At 68.6% G+C, this 17,788-nt stretch carries 13 protein-coding genes; 8 read left to right on the top strand and 5 right to left on the bottom strand.

Annotation, left to right across the window (positions count from 1 at the left end; genetic code table 11):
* Positions 1–2 precede the first annotated feature (2 nt).
* Positions 3–410, top strand: coding sequence for a phage holin family protein (locus ACQ4L4_RS18065; protein ID WP_431100290.1), 408 nt, complete (start codon positions 3–5; stop codon positions 408–410).
* Positions 407–808: a hypothetical protein gene (locus ACQ4L4_RS18060; RefSeq protein ID WP_431100289.1), complete on the top strand. Its 402-nt coding sequence runs from the start codon at positions 407–409 to the stop codon at positions 806–808. The genes ACQ4L4_RS18065 and ACQ4L4_RS18060 overlap by 4 nt, the downstream gene beginning before the upstream one ends.
* Before the next feature lie 13 nt (positions 809–821).
* Here the strand turns inward: ACQ4L4_RS18060 and ACQ4L4_RS18055 are convergent, their stop codons facing one another.
* The gene (locus ACQ4L4_RS18055) at positions 822–3,302 is read right to left on the bottom strand and encodes a YgiQ family radical SAM protein (RefSeq protein WP_431100288.1); all 2,481 of its coding nucleotides are present in this window, start codon (positions 3,300–3,302) and stop codon (positions 822–824) included.
* A 100-nt stretch (positions 3,303–3,402) separates the two neighbouring features.
* Positions 3,403–4,197: a TetR family transcriptional regulator gene (locus ACQ4L4_RS18050; protein ID WP_431100287.1), complete on the bottom strand. Its 795-nt coding sequence runs from the start codon at positions 4,195–4,197 to the stop codon at positions 3,403–3,405.
* 259 nt (positions 4,198–4,456) lie between these two features.
* On the opposite strand from ACQ4L4_RS18050, the gene ACQ4L4_RS18045 reads away from it, so the two are divergent.
* The 3 genes from ACQ4L4_RS18045 to ACQ4L4_RS18035 are packed head-to-tail and all read left to right on the top strand — an operon-like array spanning position 4,457 to position 10,280.
* Entirely contained in the window at positions 4,457–5,644 is a 1,188-nt protein-coding gene (locus ACQ4L4_RS18045; RefSeq protein WP_431100286.1) for an efflux RND transporter periplasmic adaptor subunit, read from the top strand.
* A 29-nt stretch (positions 5,645–5,673) separates the two neighbouring features.
* Positions 5,674–8,859, top strand: a complete 3,186-nt coding sequence (locus ACQ4L4_RS18040) for an efflux RND transporter permease subunit (RefSeq protein WP_431100285.1) — start codon at positions 5,674–5,676, stop codon at positions 8,857–8,859.
* Positions 8,860–8,864: 5 nt separating this feature from the next.
* On the top strand, positions 8,865–10,280 hold the full coding sequence (locus ACQ4L4_RS18035; RefSeq protein ID WP_431100284.1) for an efflux transporter outer membrane subunit: 1,416 nt from the start codon (positions 8,865–8,867) through the stop codon (positions 10,278–10,280).
* Between the two features lie 97 nt (positions 10,281–10,377).
* On the opposite strand, the gene ACQ4L4_RS18030 is transcribed toward ACQ4L4_RS18035, so the two are convergent.
* The 3 genes from ACQ4L4_RS18030 to ACQ4L4_RS18020 all read right to left on the bottom strand — a co-directional run bounded on the left by ACQ4L4_RS18030 (position 10,378) and on the right by ACQ4L4_RS18020 (position 13,612).
* Complete coding sequence (locus tag ACQ4L4_RS18030; RefSeq protein WP_431100283.1) at positions 10,378–11,280, bottom strand: NAD(P)-dependent oxidoreductase; 903 nt, start codon at positions 11,278–11,280, stop codon at positions 10,378–10,380.
* A 66-nt stretch (positions 11,281–11,346) separates the two neighbouring features.
* A complete protein-coding gene (locus ACQ4L4_RS18025; protein ID WP_088407837.1) occupies positions 11,347–12,483 on the bottom strand; it encodes a PilT/PilU family type 4a pilus ATPase in 1,137 nt (378 codons plus the stop codon).
* Between the two features lie 85 nt (positions 12,484–12,568).
* A complete protein-coding gene (locus ACQ4L4_RS18020; protein ID WP_377159998.1) occupies positions 12,569–13,612 on the bottom strand; it encodes a type IV pilus twitching motility protein PilT in 1,044 nt (347 codons plus the stop codon).
* Positions 13,613–13,637: 25 nt separating this feature from the next.
* On the opposite strand from ACQ4L4_RS18020, the gene ACQ4L4_RS18015 reads away from it, so the two are divergent.
* From ACQ4L4_RS18015 to ACQ4L4_RS18005, 3 genes are all read left to right on the top strand, one after another.
* A complete protein-coding gene (locus ACQ4L4_RS18015; protein WP_431100282.1) occupies positions 13,638–14,369 on the top strand; it encodes a YggS family pyridoxal phosphate-dependent enzyme in 732 nt (243 codons plus the stop codon).
* A complete protein-coding gene (locus ACQ4L4_RS18010; protein ID WP_431100281.1) occupies positions 14,370–15,908 on the top strand; it encodes a diguanylate cyclase in 1,539 nt (512 codons plus the stop codon).
* A gap of 320 nt (positions 15,909–16,228) precedes the next feature.
* Complete coding sequence (locus ACQ4L4_RS18005; RefSeq protein ID WP_431100280.1) at positions 16,229–17,788, top strand: methyl-accepting chemotaxis protein; 1,560 nt, start codon at positions 16,229–16,231, stop codon at positions 17,786–17,788.

Genomic DNA, 17,788 nt, shown 5'->3' with positions numbered 1-17,788 from the left:
CGATGGAATCACGCGATCCGGGGCTGACGGAGCGGCTGCGGCGAGTGGCCGACCGGGCGCTCGAACTGGCCCGCGTGCGGCTGGAACTGCTGGGCGTGGAACTGCAGACGGAGCTGCTGCGCCTGTTCGGCGCGCTGACCGCGCTGTTGCTGGCCTTGCTGCTTGGCGTGGCGGCCTTGCTGATGCTGGTGTTCGCCGCACTCCTGTGGGTGCCCGACGTCTGGCGGGCCCCGGTAGGGGCGGGGCTGGGCGCGGCTTTCCTGATCGGCGCCGCAGGATGCTGGCTCTGGGCGAAGCGGCAACTCGCGGCGGGAAAGCCGTTCGCGGCGAGCGTCGCCGAACTGGCGCGGGACCGGCGGGCGCTCGAGCCTGACGACGGGCCGGAAGGCGGCCCGGGAGTGCGGCCGTGATGTGGGGCGACGCGCGCCAGCGGCTCCAGTTGCGGCAGCTCGAACTGCAACTGCGCAGCGCCGAGTTGCGGCTCGGTTTGCGGCACGAGGTGCGGAAGCTGGAAGGTCCGATGCGTTGGGCCAACCGCGGGCATGCGCTCTATCGGCTGGCCGGCAGTCTGCCGCGGCTGTGGCGGACCGTGGCGGCGCTCGCCGCGGCGGGTGGCCTGGCGGGCTTGATGCGGACCTTCCGCCGGCACGATCCCGAGGCAGCCGACAGTTCGCCCGGGCGGATCGCCCGGCTCTGGGCGTGGATCAGCTTGGGGTGGAAGGTGTGGCAGTGGGTGAAGCCGGCGCCGCCGGCCGGGCCGTCGACCTCGTCGACCTCGTCGACGTCGCCCGACGCCGACGACTGCTGACTGAGCTGCTGCCTCAGCGCGGGCCGCGCTTGGCGCCCGCTGCTTTTGTGCCCGCTTTTACGCCGACCTTCGTCGCCGCGCTGCTGCCGCCCGTCTTGACGAAGGGCTTGGCCGGCGACCGCTGCGGGGTCCGCGCCGCGCCGGTCTCGCGCGGCGGCAAGCCGGTGTGCTGGGTCAGGATCTGGCCCGAGCGCGGCTTGTTGGGCGCGACCTTCTGCCCGGCCTGTGTCGAGTTCTTGCGCCGTGCCGACTCGTAGCCGCCGTCGGTCGCCGGCTGGAAGGTCGGGATCAGGTGGTGCTTGCCGTTGCCGATCAGGTCGGCGCGGCCCATGTCCTTGAGTGTCTCGCGCAGCAGCGGCCAGTTGTTGGGGTCGTGGTAACGCAGGAAGGCCTTGTGCAGGCGCCGGCGGCGCTCGCCCTTGACGATGTCGACCGGCTCGCTGTCGCGCGTCACCTTCTTCAGCGGGTTCTTGCCCGAGTGGTACATCGCCGTGGCCGTGGCCATCGGGCTCGGATAGAAGGTCTGCACCTGGTCCGCGCGGAAGCCGTTGCGCTTGAGCCAGAGGGCCAGGTTCATCATGTCCTCGTCGGCCGTGCCCGGGTGGGCCGCGATGAAGTACGGGATCAGGAACTGCTTCTTGCCCGCCGCCGCGCTGGCCTGCTCGAACAGCTGCTTGAAGCGGTCGTAGGTGCCGATGCCGGGCTTCATCATCTTCGAGAGCGGACCGCCCTCGGTGTGCTCCGGCGCGATCTTCAGGTAGCCGCCGACGTGGTGCGTGACCAGCTCCTGGATGTACTCCGGCGATTCGATCGCCAGGTCGTAGCGCAGGCCGGAGCCGATCAGGATCTTCTTCACGCCGCGCAGCGCGCGGGCGCGCCGGTACAGCTTGATCAGCGGACCGTGGTCGGTGTGCAGGTTCGGGCAGATGCCCGGATAGACGCAGCTGGGCTTGCGGCAGGCGGCCTCGATCTCGGGACTCTTGCAGCCGATGTGCCACATGTTGGCGGTCGGGCCGCCGAGGTCCGAGATGATGCCGGTGAAGCCCTTGACCTTGTCGCGGATGTCCTCGATCTCGCGGATGACCGAGTCCTCGCTGCGGCTCTGGATCACGCGGCCCTCGTGCTCGGTGATCGAGCAGAAGGTGCAGCCGCCGAAGCAGCCGCGCATGATGTTCACCGAGAAGCGGATCATTTCCCACGCCGGGATCTTGGTGGCGTGGTCGTGGCTGCCGTTCTCGTCCGCGTAGACCGGATGCGGGCTGCGGGCGTAGGGCAGGTCGAAGACGTGGTCCATCTCGACCGTCGTCAGCGGGATCGGCGGCGGATTCAGCCAGACGTCGCGATCGACGCCGCCCGACGAATGCCGCTGCACCAGCGCGCGCGCGTTGCCGGGATTGGTCTCCAGGTGCAGCACGCGGTTGGCGTGGGCGTAGAGGACCGGGTCGCTCTTGACCTGCTCGTAGGCCGGCAGCCGGATCACGGTGCGGTCGCGCGGCGTGACCAGCGCGCGGCCGTCGGTCTTCGACAGCGTCTGGCGGATGATCTTGATCGGCTTGATCTCGGGCATGCCCGGCTGCGGCGGAGCACCCGTCGCGGGAGCGCCCGGCGCGCCTGGCATGGCGGCCGCCTGCGCCTGTTCCTGCTGCTTCGAGCAATCGGTGCCCTGATCGGCGGCCGCTTCCTCGGTGGTCATGTAGGGACTCAGCAGCGCGTCGATCTTGCCGGGGGCGTCGACGTCGGTCGAGTCGATCTCGAACCAGCCGTCCAGCGAGACCTCGTCCGGCTTGCGCATGAACGCGGTGCCGCGCACGTCGGTGATCGACTCGATCGGCTTCTTCTGCGACAGGCGGTGCGCGATCTCGATGATCGCGCGCTCGGCGTTGCCGTAGACCAGCAGGTCGGCCTTCGAGTCCACCAGGATCGAGCGCCGGACCTTGTCCTGCCAGTAGTCGTAATGGGCGATGCGGCGCAGCGAGGCCTCGATGCCGCCGATGATCACGGGGACGTCCTTGAACGCCTCCTTGCAGCGCTGCGTGTAGACCAGCGTCGCGCGGTCGGGCCGCTTGCCGGCGCCGCCGCCCGGCGTGTAGACGTCATCCGAGCGGATCTTCCGGTCCGCCGTGTAGTGGTTGATCATCGAATCCATGTTCCCGGCCGCCACGCCGAAGAACAGGTTGGGCTTGCCCAGGGCCCGGAACGCGTCCGGCGAGTGCCAGTCCGGCTGCGCGATGATTCCCACGCGGAAGCCCTGCGCCTCCAGCGTCCGTCCGATGACCGCCATGCCGAAGCTCGGGTGGTCCACGTAGGCGTCGCCGCTGACGATGATGATGTCGCAGCTGTCCCAGCCCAGTTGCGTCATCTCCTCCCGCGACATCGGCAGGAAGGGGGCGGGGCCGAACCGTTTCGCCCAGAACGGGCGGTACGAGGTCAGCGCCTTCTGGCCGGTCTTCTTCAGATCGGACAGTGGACGGGTGGGCGGAGGTGCGATGGACACGGCGGCGGCTCGGGCGTGGGCAACCGGGTATTGTCGCCGCTGACTGGGGTTCTCCCCAGGGCAGCCTGCATAAATGCAGGGCTTTCCAACGGAATAGGCGTCAGTCTCGAGGCACGGCGGGGTGGGCGGCACGCCCGACGCCATCGGCGCCTCTGTCTTCCGCGCCGCCGGCGCCGTGGTCGTGACCGGGCAGGTCGTGGCCGCGGCTCGCCTCGCAGACCGGCTGCCGGCCCAGCGCGCCACGCTCGGCGGCGGTCAGCGGCGGGAAGCGGTTCGGCACCACGACCGTCAGCGAGGACAGGTAATGCTCCAGCCGCGCCTGGCCGACCTCGATCAGGTCGAAGGCCTCCGGATCCAGGATCCAGTGATGCAGCAGCCCGCCGATCAGCGCCATCAGCCCGATGGCGGCCTGATGGGCGTCGACGTCCTGGGGCAGTTGGCCGAGCGCCTTGGCGCGCTCGAAGGCGTCCCGGTTGTGCGCGGTCCACTCCCGGTGGGCGGCGACCTTGCGGCCGCGGATCGATGCCATTTCCCCGACGAATTCGACGCGCAGGTTGGCGATCTCGAAGGCGCGGCGGGTGCGGGCATTGAACACCGCGCAGTGCATGACGTTCATCAGTCTCAGCCGCAGATCGTCCAATGGCCGGTCCGGTCCGGGGGACACCGATGCCTCGAAGTCCTCTTCCAGCGGCATGGTGGCGCGTTCCATCATCGCGTTGAAGAGCTGGACCTTGTCCTCGAAGTGCCAGTACACGGCGCCGCGGGTCACGCCGGCGGCCTGTGCAATGTCCTGCAGCGAGGTGCGGGAGACACCGCGCTCATGGAACAGCTGTTCCGCGGCGTCCAGCAGACGGGCGCGGGTTTCCTGGGCTTCCTGTTTGGTTCGACGAGCCATGCCCCGATTGTAGGAGCACAAGCCAGAAACATACATGCATGAATGTATGTATATACTGCGAGACTTGGGTCGAACCGTACCGATGCCGTACGTCGTGGCGGTAGGGCTGCGGTTTGCCCCGTCCGCCCGGCTGTTCGAGCCGGGCCGACCATCCGAATCTGCGAATCTGTACTTCGAGAGGAATCCCATCGTGATCTCTACCCCTCTGACAAAAGCAACGCCGGGGTCGGAGCGCCCGAGCCTGAAAGTCGGCGCGCGCATGCTTTATCTGCTGCCGCTGGTGATTTCGATCGCGGCGGTGCTGACCGCCTGCGGCAAGGAGGAGAAGGCCGCGGGCGCGCCCGGCGGCGGCATGCCGCCGGCCAACGTCGGCGTGGTGACGGTGGGCGAGCAGGCGGTGGCGTTGCAGACCGAGCTGCCGGGCCGCGTCGAGGCGCTGCGCACCGCGCAGGTCCGCGCCCGTGTCAACGGCGTGATCCTGAAGCGCCTGTTCACCGAAGGCTCCGAGGTGAAGGCCGGCCAGCCGCTGTTCCTGATCGACCCGGCGCCGTACCAGGCCCAGCTCGACAGCGCCAATGCCAACGTGGCCAAGGCGCAGGCCAATGAAGCCCAGGCCGCCGCGCAGGCCGCGCGCAACAAGCCGCTGGCCGACGCGAAGGCGATCAGCCAGCAGGAATACATTACCTCGGTCGCGACCGCCAAGGCCGCCGCGGCCGACGTTGCCGCCGCCAAGGCCACCGCGGTGACGGCCAAGCTGAGCCTGGACTACGCCCACGTCTACGCCCCGATCGCCGGCCGCATCGGCCGCGCGCTGGTGACCGAAGGCGCGCTGGTCGGCGCGTCGGACGCCACGCAGCTCGCGCTGATCCAGCAGGTCAGCAGCGTCTACGTGAACTTCACGCAGTCGGCCAACGAGGTGCAGGCGATGCGCCGCGCCCTGGCGGCCGGCCAGCTTCGCAGCGCGGGCACGAACGCCGCGCAGGTGGAGATCGTCGGCGACGACGGCACCGTGCTCCCGCGGACCGGCAAGCTGCTGTTCACGGACCTGACGGTCGATCCGACCTCGGGTCAGGTCACGCTGCGCGCCGAAGTGCCGAACCCCGACAGCGCCCTGCTGCCCGGCCAGTACGTCCGCGTGCGCGTGGCGCAGGCGGAACTGCCGTCGGCGATCCTGCTGCCGCAGCAGGCGGTGACGCGCGGTTCGTCCGGCGACACGGTGCTGGTGGTCGGTCCCGACAACAAGCCCGCGCCGCGCAAGGTCAAGATCGGCAATGCCATCGGCAACCAGTGGGTGGTGCTCGACGGCCTGAAGACCGGCGAGAAGGTCATCGCCGACGGCTTCCAGAAGATGTTCGTGCCGGGCGCGCCGGTCAATCCGGTGCCGTTCAACCCGGCCAGCGCCGCCTCCGGCGCAGCTCCCGCGGCCTCGGCCGCGGCGAGCCGCTGAGCGCCTGACGCTCAGGAAGGATCCAAGACATGGCACGTTTCTTCATTGATCGCCCCATCTTCGCGTGGGTGATCGCCTTGTTCATCCTGGTCTTCGGCGGGGTGGCCATCACCCAGCTGCCGGTGGCGCAGTACCCCACCGTCGCGCCGCCGTCGCTGTCCATCAACGTCGCCTACCCGGGCGCGTCGGCCAAGACGCTGGACGAGTCGGTGATCTCCGTCATCGAGCAGGAGCTCAACGGCGCCCCCGGCCTGGCCTACATGGAATCGGTCAGCCAGGCCAACGGCACGGGCGCCATCACGGTGACCTTCGAGTCGGGCACCAACATCGACCTGGCGCAGGTGGAAGTGCAGAACCGCCTCTCGCGGGCGACGCCCCGGCTGCCCGCCGCGGTGACGCAGCAGGGCGTGCGCGTCGACAAGGCGCGTTCCAACTTCCTGCTGTTCGTGACGCTGTCGTCCAAGGACGGCTCGATGGACCCCATCGCGCTGGGCGACTACGCCGCCCGCAACGTCGTGCCCGAGATCCAGCGGATCGCCGGCGTCGGCCAGGCGCAGCTGTTCGGTTCCGAGCAGGCGATGCGCATCTGGCTGGATCCGGCCAAGATGGAGTCGTACAAGCTCAGCCCCGCCGAGGTCAACGCCGCCATCACCGCGCAGAACGCGCTGGTCCCCGCCGGCGTGCTGGGCGACCGCCCGAACACGAGCAGCCAGACCATGTCCGCGACCATCGTGGTCAAGGGCCAGCTGGAGAACAAGGAGCAGTTCGGCAACATCGTGCTGCGCGCCAACACCGACGGCTCCACCGTGAAGCTGAAGGATGTCGCGCGCATCGAGATGGGCGGCCAGAGCTACAGCACCTACGCGCGACTGAACGGCCAGCCGTCGACCGGCGTGGGCGTGCAGCTGTCGCCGACCGGCAATGCGCTGGGCACCGCCAAGGCGGTCAAGGCGCGCATGGAAGAGCTGAAGAAGTACTTCCCCGCTGGCGTCGAATACAAGGTGCCGTACGACTCGTCCAAGTTCGTGCAGATCTCCATCGCCCAGGTGGTGGAGACGCTGATCGAGGCGATCGTGCTGGTGTTCCTGGTGATGTACCTGTTCCTGCAGGACTGGCGCTACACGCTGATCCCGACACTGGTGGTGCCGGTGGCGCTGCTGGGGACCTTCGGGATCATGCTGGCGCTGGGCTTCTCGATCAACGTGCTGACGCTGTTCGGCATGGTGCTGGCGATCGGCATCCTGGTCGACGATGCGATCGTGGTCGTCGAGAACGTCGAGCGCATCATGAGCGAGGAGGGGCTCAGTCCCCGTGAAGCGACCAAGAAGGCGATGGGCCAGATCTCGGGCGCCATCATCGGCATCACCACGGTGCTGATCGCGGTGTTCATCCCGATGGCCTTCTTCGCCGGCTCGGTGGGCAACATCTACCGCCAGTTCTCGCTGGCGATGGTGGCCTCGATGGCGCTGTCGGCGCTGATGGCGCTGTCGCTCACGCCGGCGCTGTGCGCGACGCTGCTCAAGCCGGTCGACGCCGGTCACCACCACGAGAAGCGCGGCTTCTTCGGCTGGTTCAACCGCGGCTTCTCGCGCACGGCCAAGGGCTACGAGGGCTGGGTCGCCAAGCTGCTCAAGCGCGCCGGGCCGATGATGGTGGCCTTCGTCGCCGTGGTCGCGGTCGTGGGATGGCTGTACGTCCGCATGCCGACGTCCTTCCTGCCGAATGAAGACCAGGGCTACCTGATCGTCAACGTGCAGCTGCCGCCGGGCGCGACGTCCAATCGGACCGAAGCCGCCGTGGCGACGCTGGAGCAGTTCCTGCACAAGCAGCCGGAAGTCGCCGACACCATCGGCGTCATCGGCTTCTCCTTCTCCGGCCAGGGGCAGAACGCCGCGCTGGTGTTCGTGCCGCTCAAGCCGTGGGACGAACGCAAGGGCAAGGACCACAGCGCGCAGGCGGTGGCCGGCCGCGTGATGGGCGCGATGATGGTGGGCGTGCGTGACGCGTTCATCTTCCCGCTCTCGCCGCCGCCGATCCAGGAACTGGGCAACGCCACCGGCTTCGCGCTGCGTCTGCAGGACCGCGCCGGCCTCGGCCACGAAGCCTTGCTGAACGCGCGCAATCAGCTGATGGGCATGGCCTCCAAGAGCAAGCTCATCACCGGCATGCGTCCGGACGGCCTGGAAGACGCGCCGCAGCTGCAGATCGACATCGACCGCGCCAAGGCGCAGGCGCTGGGCGTCGGCTTCGACACCATCGCGCGCGTGCTGGGCACGCAGCTGGGTTCCGCCTACGTGAACGACTTCCCGAGCACCGGCCGCATGCAGCGCGTCGTGGTGCAGGCCGACGCGGCGCGCCGCTCGACGCCGGAAGACGTGCTCAAGCTGAACGTGACGAACGCGGCGGGCGCCAACGTGCCGGTCTCGGCCTTCGCGTCCAGCAAGTGGATCACCGGGCAGATGCAGGCCACGCGCTACAACGGCTATCCGGCGATGCGTCTGGCGGGCGATCCCGCGCCGGGCGTGTCCTCGGGCCAGGCGATGAAGGAACTGGAGAACATGGTCGCGCAGCTCCCCGCCGGCATCGGCTTCGAGTGGACGGGCCTGTCGCGTGAAGAGCAGCTGTCGGGCTCGCAGGCGGGCATCCTGCTGGCGTTCTCGCTGCTGGCGGTCTTCCTCTGCCTGGCCGCGCTGTACGAGAGCTGGTCCATCCCGATGTCGGTGATGCTGGTGGTGCCGCTGGGCCTGCTGGGCGCGCTGGCCGGGGCGACCTTGCGCGGCATGCCCAACGACGTGTACTTCAAGGTCGGCCTGATCACCATCATCGGCCTGTCGGCGAAGAACGCGATCCTGATCATCGAGTTCGCCAAGGACCTGCAGGCGCAGGGCAAGGGCCTGGTCGAGGCGATCCTGGAGGCGGCGCACCTGCGCTTCCGCCCGATCATCATGACCTCGCTGGCCTTCATCCTGGGCGTGACGCCGCTGTTCTTCGCGAGCGGCGCGGGCTCGGCGAGCCAGCGCGCCATCGGCACCGGCGTGCTGTCGGGCATGGTCACCGCGACCTTGCTGGCGGTGATCTTCGTGCCGGTGTTCTTCCTGGTGGTGCGCCGCTTCTTCAAGGGCAGCGACCGCCAGAACAAGCTGTATGCCCACGAACTGGACGGTCCGGATCCGACCAGGGCCATCGCGGCCGCCAAGAACGCGGACGGAGTCTGAGCATGATGAAGAGCAAACTTTCCGTGATGGCCGCCGCGGCCGCGACCGTGGCGCTGCTGACCGGCTGCGTGAACCTCGCGCCGGACCACAAGCGTCCGGACGCGCCGGTGGCGCCACAGTGGCCGCAGGGCCCGGGCGCCGAGTCGACCGACGCCAAGGCGGCGACTGAACTGCAATGGCAGCAGTTCTTCCGCGACGAGCGGCTCAAGCAGTTGATCGACCTTGCGCTGAAGAACAACCGCGACCTGCGCATCGCGCTGCTGAACGTCGACGTCGCACGCGCGCAGGCCAACGTCACCGCGGCGAGCCGCTGGCCGACGGTCAACGCCGGGCTCTCGGCGTCGCGCGGTCCGCAGACCACGTCCAACGGCGACAGCCGCATCGTCAACGCCTACCAGGCGGGTCTGCAGATCACTTCGTACGAGATCGACCTGTTCAGCCGCGTCAAGAACCAGAGTGCCGCGTCCTTCGCGCAGTACCTGGCGACGGGCGAGGCGGCGCGGTCGGCGCAGATCAGCCTGGTGGCGGGGGTCGCGTCGGCCTATCTGGCGGTGCAGGCCGACGAGGAGCTGCTGGCGTTGACGCGCCAGACGCTGTCGACGCGCGAGGACAGCCTGAAGCTGATGCAGCTGAAGTTCGACAACGGCGCCGCGTCCAACCTCGACCTGAGCACGGCGAAGTCGTCGTACGAATCGGCGCGTGCCACCTTGGCCCAGGCCGAGCGCACGCGCCAGCAGGACCTGAACGCGCTGACGCTGCTGGTGGGGCAGGGGGTGCCGGATTCGCTGCCGCAGTCCAGGCCGCTGAGCGACCAGACCATGGGCGCGCTGCTGGCGGGCATGCCGTCGCAGGTGCTGGTGGGCCGGCCTGACGTGGTCCAGGCGGAGCAGCAGCTGGTGGCGGCCGAAGCCAACATCGGCGTTGCGCGGGCGGCCTACTTCCCGAGCATCACGCTGACGAGCAGCGTGGGCACGGCGAGCAGCGCATTGCGTGACCTGTTCAGCCAGAGCGCGTGGAGCATCGCGGGTTCAGCGCTGATGCCGATCTTCGATGCGGGGCGCGTGCGCAACAACGTCGATGCGGCCAAGGCCAACCGCGAGATCGCGGTCGCCCAGTATGAGAAGGTCGTGCAGACGGCGTTCCGCGAAGTGGCCGATGCCTTGGCCGGCCGCGCGACGCTCGACGAGCAACTGCGCGCGCAGGATGCGCAGGCGGCCGCGGAAGCGACCCGTCTGGAGCTGGTCGACCTGAGCTTCCGCAACGGCGCGGCGTCGAGCCTGGATCTGCTGGACGCGCAACGCGCGACCTTCGCAGCGCAACAGGCGGCGCTGCAGGTGCGCCTGGCGCAGCTGCAGAACCAGGTCCAGCTCTACAAGGTGCTGGGTGGCGGGGTGTCGAGCGGAGCCGTGGTTAGCCAGTGATGGTGGGGCCGGAATGACGCGAGGGGTTCCCGGAGGGATGCCCCTTGCGTCGTGGAGAGCCCGCGCTTGGCCTGCCGACCGACAGCGTCCCCGACGATCAGCGCAGGCGCTTGATCAAGCTCGACGTATCGAAGCGATTCCCGCCCATCTCCTGCACATCCGCATAGAACTGGTCGACCAGCGCCGTCAGCGGCAACCGGGCGCCATTGCGGCGGGCTTCGTCGAGCACCAGTCCGAGGTCCTTGCGCATCCAGTCCACGGCGAAGCCGAAGTCGAACTTGTCCTCGACCATGGTCTTGCCGCGGTTGTCCATCTGCCAGCTCTGCGCGGCGCCCTTGCCGATGACGTCGAGCACCAGCGGCATCGGCAGGCCGCTCTTCTGTCCGAAGGCGATGGCTTCCGACAGTCCCTGGACGATGCCGGCGATGCAGATCTGGTTGACCATCTTGGCCAGCTGTCCGGCGCCGGCATCGCCGACGCGGGTGACCGCCTTGGCGAAGTGGATCGCGTAGGGGCGGATCTTGTCGAACACGGCCTCCTCGCCGCCACACATGACCGTCAGCGCGCCGTTGACCGCGCCGGCCTGTCCACCGGAGACGGGGGCGTCGATGAAGTGGAGACCGAGCTTCCCTGCTTCGGCGAAGAGCTCGCGGGCGACCTCGGCCGAGGCCGTCGTGTGGTCGACGAAGACCGTGCCGGGCTTCATGCCGGCGAAGGCGCCGTCGGGGCCCAGCACGACCGAGCGCAGGTCGGCGTCGTTGCCGACGCAGCAGAAGACGATGTCCGCGTCCTTGGCCGCTTCACGCGGCGTCGCGGCGGATTGGCCGCCGAACTCGGAGGTCCAGGCTTGCGCCTTCGCGGGCGACCGGTTGTAGACCGTGACCTGCTGGCCGGCCTTGGCCAGATGGCCTGCCATCGGGAAGCCCATCACGCCGAGTCCCAGGAAGGACACGCGGAGGGACGGAGTCGATTCGTACGAACGCTGGCCGATGCTGCTCATGGAAGGACCTGTCACGGGGTGTTGAAGACCGCGTGATTGTGGCCCTTCCATCGGGCTCGGAACGCTTCAGACGATGGTCAGATGCTCGGTGCCCGACGACAGATCGCCGCTGCGCGCCCGCTCGCTGTTGAGCTTGATCTGCAGGCGCAGGTCGTTCACGGAGTCGGCGTTGCGCAGCGCGTCCTCGTAGGTCACCTTGCCCATCTCGTAGAGGTCGAACAGCGCCTGGTCGAAGGTCTGCATGCCGAGCTCGCGCGAGCGCTTCATGATCTCCTTGATCTCGCCCACCTCGCCCTTGAAGATCAGGTCGCTGATCAGCGGCGTGTTCAGCAGGATCTCGACCGCCGCGATCCGGCCCTTGCCCTCCTGGCGCGGCAGCAGCCGCTGCGACACCAGCGCCTTCAGGTTGAGCGACAGGTCCATCAGCAGCTGCGCGCGCCGCTCTTCGGGGAAGAAGTTGATGATCCGGTCCAGCGCCTGGTTGGCGCTGTTGGCGTGCAGCGTGGCCATGCACAGGTGGCCCGTTTCAGCGAAGGCCACCGCGTGCTCCATCGTCTCGCGGTCGCGGATCTCGCCCATCAGGATCACGTCCGGCGCCTGGCGCAGCGTGTTCTTCAGCGCCTGCTCCCAGCCTTCGGTGTCGAGGCCGACCTCGCGCTGGCTGACGATGCAGTTCTTGTGCGGATGCACGAACTCGACCGGATCCTCGATCGTGATGATGTGGCCGTAGGTCGTCTGGTTGCGGTGGTCCACCATCGCCGCCAGCGAGGTGCTCTTGCCCGAACCGGTCGCGCCCACCAGGATCACCAGGCCGCGCTTGGTCTGCACCACGTCCTTGAGGATGTGCGGCAGTTCCAGCGACTCGACGGTCGGCAGCGTCTGCGGGATCGTCCGCAGCACCAGCGCCACGTGGCCCTGCTGGATATAGGCGTTGACACGGAAGCGGCCGATGCCTTGCGGCGAGATCGCGAAGTTGCACTCCTTGGTGCGTTCGAAATCGGCGGCCTGCTTGTCGTTCATGATGGCCCGCGCCAGCTGCAGCGTGTGCTGGCCGGTCAGCGGTTGCGGCGACACCTTGGTCACCTTGCCGTCGACCTTGACCGCCGGCGGGAACTCCGCCGTCAGGAACAGGTCGGAGCCCTTGCGCGACACCATCAGGCGAAGCAGGTCGTTGATGAACTTGGTGGCCTGATCGCGTTCCATGGCGGCGTCCTGTCCTGTGTGCCGGGGTGTGGCGGTCAGCCGCCCGCGCCCGATCGATTTGTCGTTGTGGTGGGGGCCGGCCCGCTCAGCCCGGGAAGTTCTCAGGCATCTTGGCCTTCGCGCGTGCCTCGGCCGGCGAGATGATGTTGCGGCGGACCAGGTCGGTGAGGTTCTGGTCCAGCGTCTGCATGCCCAGGTTGTTGCCCGTCTGGATCGACGAGTACATCTGCGCGACCTTGTTCTCCCGGATCAGGTTCCGGATGGCCGAGGTGCCCAGCATGATCTCGTGCGCCGCGACGCGGCCATTGCCGTCCTTGGTCTTGCACAGCGTCTGCGAGATCACCGCCTGCAGCGACTCGGACAGCATGGCGCGGACCATGTCCTTCTCGGCGGCGGGGAAGACGTCGACGATCCGGTCCACCGTCTTGGCGGCCGACGACGTGTGCAGCGTGCCGAAGACCAGGTGGCCCGTTTCCGCGGCGGTCAGCGCCAGGCGGATGGTTTCCAGGTCGCGCATTTCGCCGACCAGGATGCAGTCCGGGTCCTCGCGCAGCGCCGAGCGCAACGCGTTGGAGAAGCTCAGCGTCTGCGGACCCACCTCGCGCTGGTTGACCAGGCACTTCTTGGATTCGTGGACGAATTCGATCGGGTCCTCGACGGTCAGGATGTGGCCGTACTCGTTCTCGTTGAGGTGGTTGACCATCGCGGCCAGCGTCGTGCTCTTGCCCGAACCGGTCGGTCCCGTCACCAGCACCATGCCGCGGGGCTTCATCGCCAGCTCGGTGAACACCTTCGGGCAGTTCAACTGCTCGAGCGTCAGGATCTTGCTCGGAATGGTCCGGAACACCGCCCCGGCGCCGCGGTTGTGGTTGAACGCGTTGACGCGGAAGCGCGCCAGGCCCTGGATCTCGAACGAGAAGTCGACTTCCAGCGTCTCCTCGTAGGCCTTGCGCTGGGCGTCGCTCATGATGTCGTAGACCATGTCGTGCACCTGGCGGTGCTCGAGGGCTTCGACGTTGATGCGGCGCACGTCGCCATGGACGCGGATCATGGGGGGCAGCCCGGCGGACAAGTGAAGGTCGGAGGCCTTGTTCTTGACCGAGAATGCCAGCAGTTGGGTGATGTCCATGGGATGAGGGAAAGCGTGGGCGATTATGGCGACGATCTCCGAGAACATACAACAGCTCCACGACCGCATTGAGAGGGCTTGCCAGCAGGCGTCGCGGCCTGTCGACAGCGTCACGCTGCTGGTGGTAACAAAGACTTTCCCGGCTTCGGATGTGAGAGAGGCCTTCGAGGCGGGCGAGCACCGCTTCGGGGAGAACTACGTCCAGGAGGGCCTCGACAAGATCGACGCCCTGGCCGATCTGCGCGCGCAGGTCGAATGGCACCTGATCGGCCCGCTGCAGAGCAACAAGACCCGCGTCGTGGCCGAGCGCTTCGACTGGGTGCACGGCGTGGACCGCCTCAAGATCGCCCAGCGGCTCGCGGAACAGCGGCCCAAGGACCTGCCGCCCCTGAACGTCTGCCTGCAGGTCAATATCAGCGGCGAGGACAGCAAGAGCGGCCTGGCGCCGGCGGAAGTCGCCGACCTGGCCCGGGCCGTCGCCGCGCTGCCGGCCCTGCGCCTGCGCGGGTTGATGGCCATCCCCGAGCCGGCGGCCACGCTGGAGGACCAGCGCCGACCGCACCGCGCGCTCGCCGGGTTGATGGCCGCCTTGAACAGGGACCTGGGCCTGGGCCTGGACACGCTCAGCATGGGCATGAGCGCCGACATGGACGCCGCGATCCTCGAAGGCGCCACGATGGTGCGCGTCGGCTCGGCGATCTTCGGCGCACGTTCCAGACCGGAGCCTCCGTCCGATCCGTCTCCCCCGGCGGCCTGAATGGATGCGCTGCAGCGCCCCGCAGATCTGGTGCCCCAGACGCCGGGCAGCCTGTCTGTCCGGGCGCTGTGGCGCGAGGGGCGCGCGGCGGAGCGCGCTTGGCTGCTCGGCGGCTGGCTCGCGACGATCGCCGCGTGCGTCGTGCTCGGACTCGTCACGATCCGCGAAGGCTGGTCCGGCATCCCCGTCGACCTCGGCGGCGCCAACGCGTTCCTGACCTTCTATCCCCCGGTTCCGTTGTGCCTGTGGTGGACGCTGTGCTTCGGCTGGCGGTGGGGGGCCGTGCCGGCCTGGCTGGCGACCTTCGTCCTGGCGCTGGCCGCCGGCATGACGACGGCCTGGGCGGCACTGTTCGCCTGCGCCAACCCGCTGGGGCTGGGCGTGCTGGCGCTGGGCTACCGTGCCGTCGGCGCCCCGCGCGGGCTGGGCAGCCTGCGCGCCTGGCTGTTCTTCGTGCCGCTGTGCTTCGTCGCGGCGGTGTTCAGCTCCTCGGGGGCGCTGATCTGGAATTTCAGCCACGACCTCCCCGCGCATCGCCAGCTGCCGATCTGGCAAGGCTGGTGGCTGGGCGCGTTCCTGCAGAGTGTCCTGCTCGGCGGACCGTTGATGGCGCTGACCTGGCCCCGCCTGTCACGTTGGATCGCGGCGCGGCCGGTGCTGTTCACGCCGCCACCCACCGGCCGGCGGGCGATGGGCCTGGGCCTGCTGTTCTCGATCGTGCTGGCGGTGCAGGGCTACGGCCTGGTCAGTCTCGGGCTGGGCTCGCTGCAGCTCCGGACCGCGCTGGGCAGCCACGATTGGGCGAAGCTGGACGAAGCCTCCCGAGTCATGCTCAGCACCGCCTGGGTGTTCTTCTGGGTCTTCACGCTGATCGTGCTGTTCGTCGCCCAGTTCGGCTACCAGGCGCTCTCTCGCTGGCTGCGCTCGACCGAGGCGCTCGTGACGCAACTGGCGCGGGTGAACGCGGAACTGGAGCAGCGCTCGCGCACCGACGGGCTCACCGGCCTGGCCAACCGCATGGCGACGGAAGAGGGCCTGCGCGCCTTGCTGCGCACGGTGCGGCGCTACCGGACGCCGTCCGCGCTGCTCATGCTCGACATCGACCACTTCAAGGAGGTCAACGATCGTCACGGCCACGCGGCCGGGGACGCAGTGATCCGCTCGTTGGCGCAGGTGCTGAAGGCGTCCTCGCGGGACGTGGATCTGCCCGGGCGTTTCGGCGGAGAGGAATTCGTCATCGGGCTCGCCCACACGGACCTGCCCGGCGCACGCCGTTTCGCGGAACGGCTGCGCGAGCGCATCGCGGCCACGCCGGTGGCGATCGACCCGAAGGATGGCGGCGCGGCGTCGGTCGCGTACACCGTCAGCATCGGCGTCACCGTGCTGCGCGACAGCGATCCGGGCATCGAGGACGTGCTGCGTCGCGCCGACGCGGCGATGTACCGGGCGAAGGAGGGCGGGCGCAATCGCGTCGAGGTCCTGGACACGGACGCCGCCTCGCTGCCCGAGGCGCCGCCGCCGACCTCAGGCAACGCCTGACCCTTGCCGGACCTGGACGCCCGCGGTTACTGCGCGGGTACGTGCTCCGCGCCGGCGTCCTGCGCAGGAATATGCAGGAATCATGAAACCCCGCCGAGCGGCTCATTAGGGCTTCTACCGAGTGGCCCGGACGGCCGTTTTCATTCAGTTGCAAGTGACGCGTCAGAATTCACGGGGCCTTGGTCCCGCCATGGGTTCCCCGAATCAAGTCCAACGATGATCGCGCCGAAGCCGATGGTCGGTCCACACGCCGGCGCCACGAGCGCTCGAAGCTCGCCGCGGTCGGCCATTCAAACAACTCAATCGTTGCGAGGGAATCGATGTCGTTTCTGTCCCGCCTGCGTATCGGCCAGCGCCTGACGCTGAGCTACGCGCTGCTGATCCTGCTGCTGGTCGTGATCGGCGCCTTCGGCGCCCACAACGCCAGCCGCCTGTCCCATGACCTGAGCACGACGGCCAATTCCAGCCTGGTGAAGATCGCCCTGGCCAACGCGCTGGAGAGCGACGTCAACGTCATCGCCCGCGCCTCGCGCGACCTGCTGCTGCTGGACACCGCCAACGCGATCAAGCGCCAGAAGGCCGACATCGCCGCCGCCCTCGAAGACGGCCAGAAGCAACTGACCGAACTCGACGGCAAGGTCTCCGACGCCAAGGACAAGGAGCTCGCCGCCAAGGTGCGCGATGCCCAGACCAAGTTCGTCGACGCGGTGTCGAAGTTCCTGAAGGTCCAGCAGGACGGCAGCCCCGACGAAGCCCGCGAAGCGCTGATCAAGGACGTGCGTCCCGCGCAGAAGGACTACCAGGACACGCTGAAGAGCCTGGTCGACCTGCAGTTCGCCAACGGCCGCGACCTCGCCGAAGGCGGCGCCAAGCTGGCCAACCAGTCGATCGTCATCACCGGCATCCTGGTGGTGATCGCCGTGGTCATCGGCAGCGTGGGCGGCCTGACGATCGCCCGCTCGATCATCGTGCCGGCCCGCAAGGCCAAGGACGCCGCCCAGGCGATCAGCTCCGGCGACCTGTCGCAGCACATCGAGGTCGAAGGCTCCGACGAACTGGCGCAGATGCTGCACGCCATGCGCGACATGCAGACCGCGCTGTCCGGCGTCGTCGCCAGCGTCAGCTCGGCGGCCGGCGAAGTGGCCCAGAACTCCAACGAGATCGCCGGCAGCAACGTCGATCTGTCGGACCGCACCGCGCGTTCCGCCGAGAGCCTGCAGAACACCGCCGCGTCGGTCGAGCAGATCGCCTCCAACCTGAACGGCGCCAGCGAACTGACCCGCAAGGCCGCGAGCATCGCGACCAAGGCGCGCCAGTCGGCCTCGGCCGGCGGCACCGTGGTGAGCCAGGTCGTGTCGACGATGGAAGAGATCAGCGCGAGCTCGCGCAAGATCGGCGACATCATCGGCGTCATCGACGGCATCGCCTTCCAGACCAACATCCTGGCGCTGAACGCCGCCGTGGAAGCGGCCCGTGCCGGCGAGCACGGCAAGGGCTTCGCGGTGGTGGCGTCGGAAGTGCGCGCGCTGGCCTCGCGCTCGGCGCAGGCCGCCAAGGAGATCAAGGTGCTGATCCAGGAATCGTCCGTCAAGGTCGAGAACGGCACCGCCCTCGTCAACAACGCCGGCGCGACCATCCGCTCGGTCGTCGACGAGGTCAACAACATGGGCCAGTTGATCGAGGAGATCTCGCACTCGGCCCAGGAGCAGGCGGCCGGCGTCGGCGTCGTGAACAACGCGATGAACGAACTGGACCGCGCGACGCAGCAGAACACCACGCTGGTGGACGAACTGACCCGCTCGACCGATTCGCTGCGCGACAGCAGCTCGCGCCTGGTGCAGGCCGTGGGCTTCTTCAGCACCGCGCGCGCCGCCTCCTGA

Source organism: Roseateles noduli, assembly GCF_050626985.1.
Classification (GTDB): domain Bacteria; phylum Pseudomonadota; class Gammaproteobacteria; order Burkholderiales; family Burkholderiaceae_C; genus Roseateles; species Roseateles noduli_A.
This window is presented reverse-complemented; position numbering and strand designations above follow the sequence as displayed.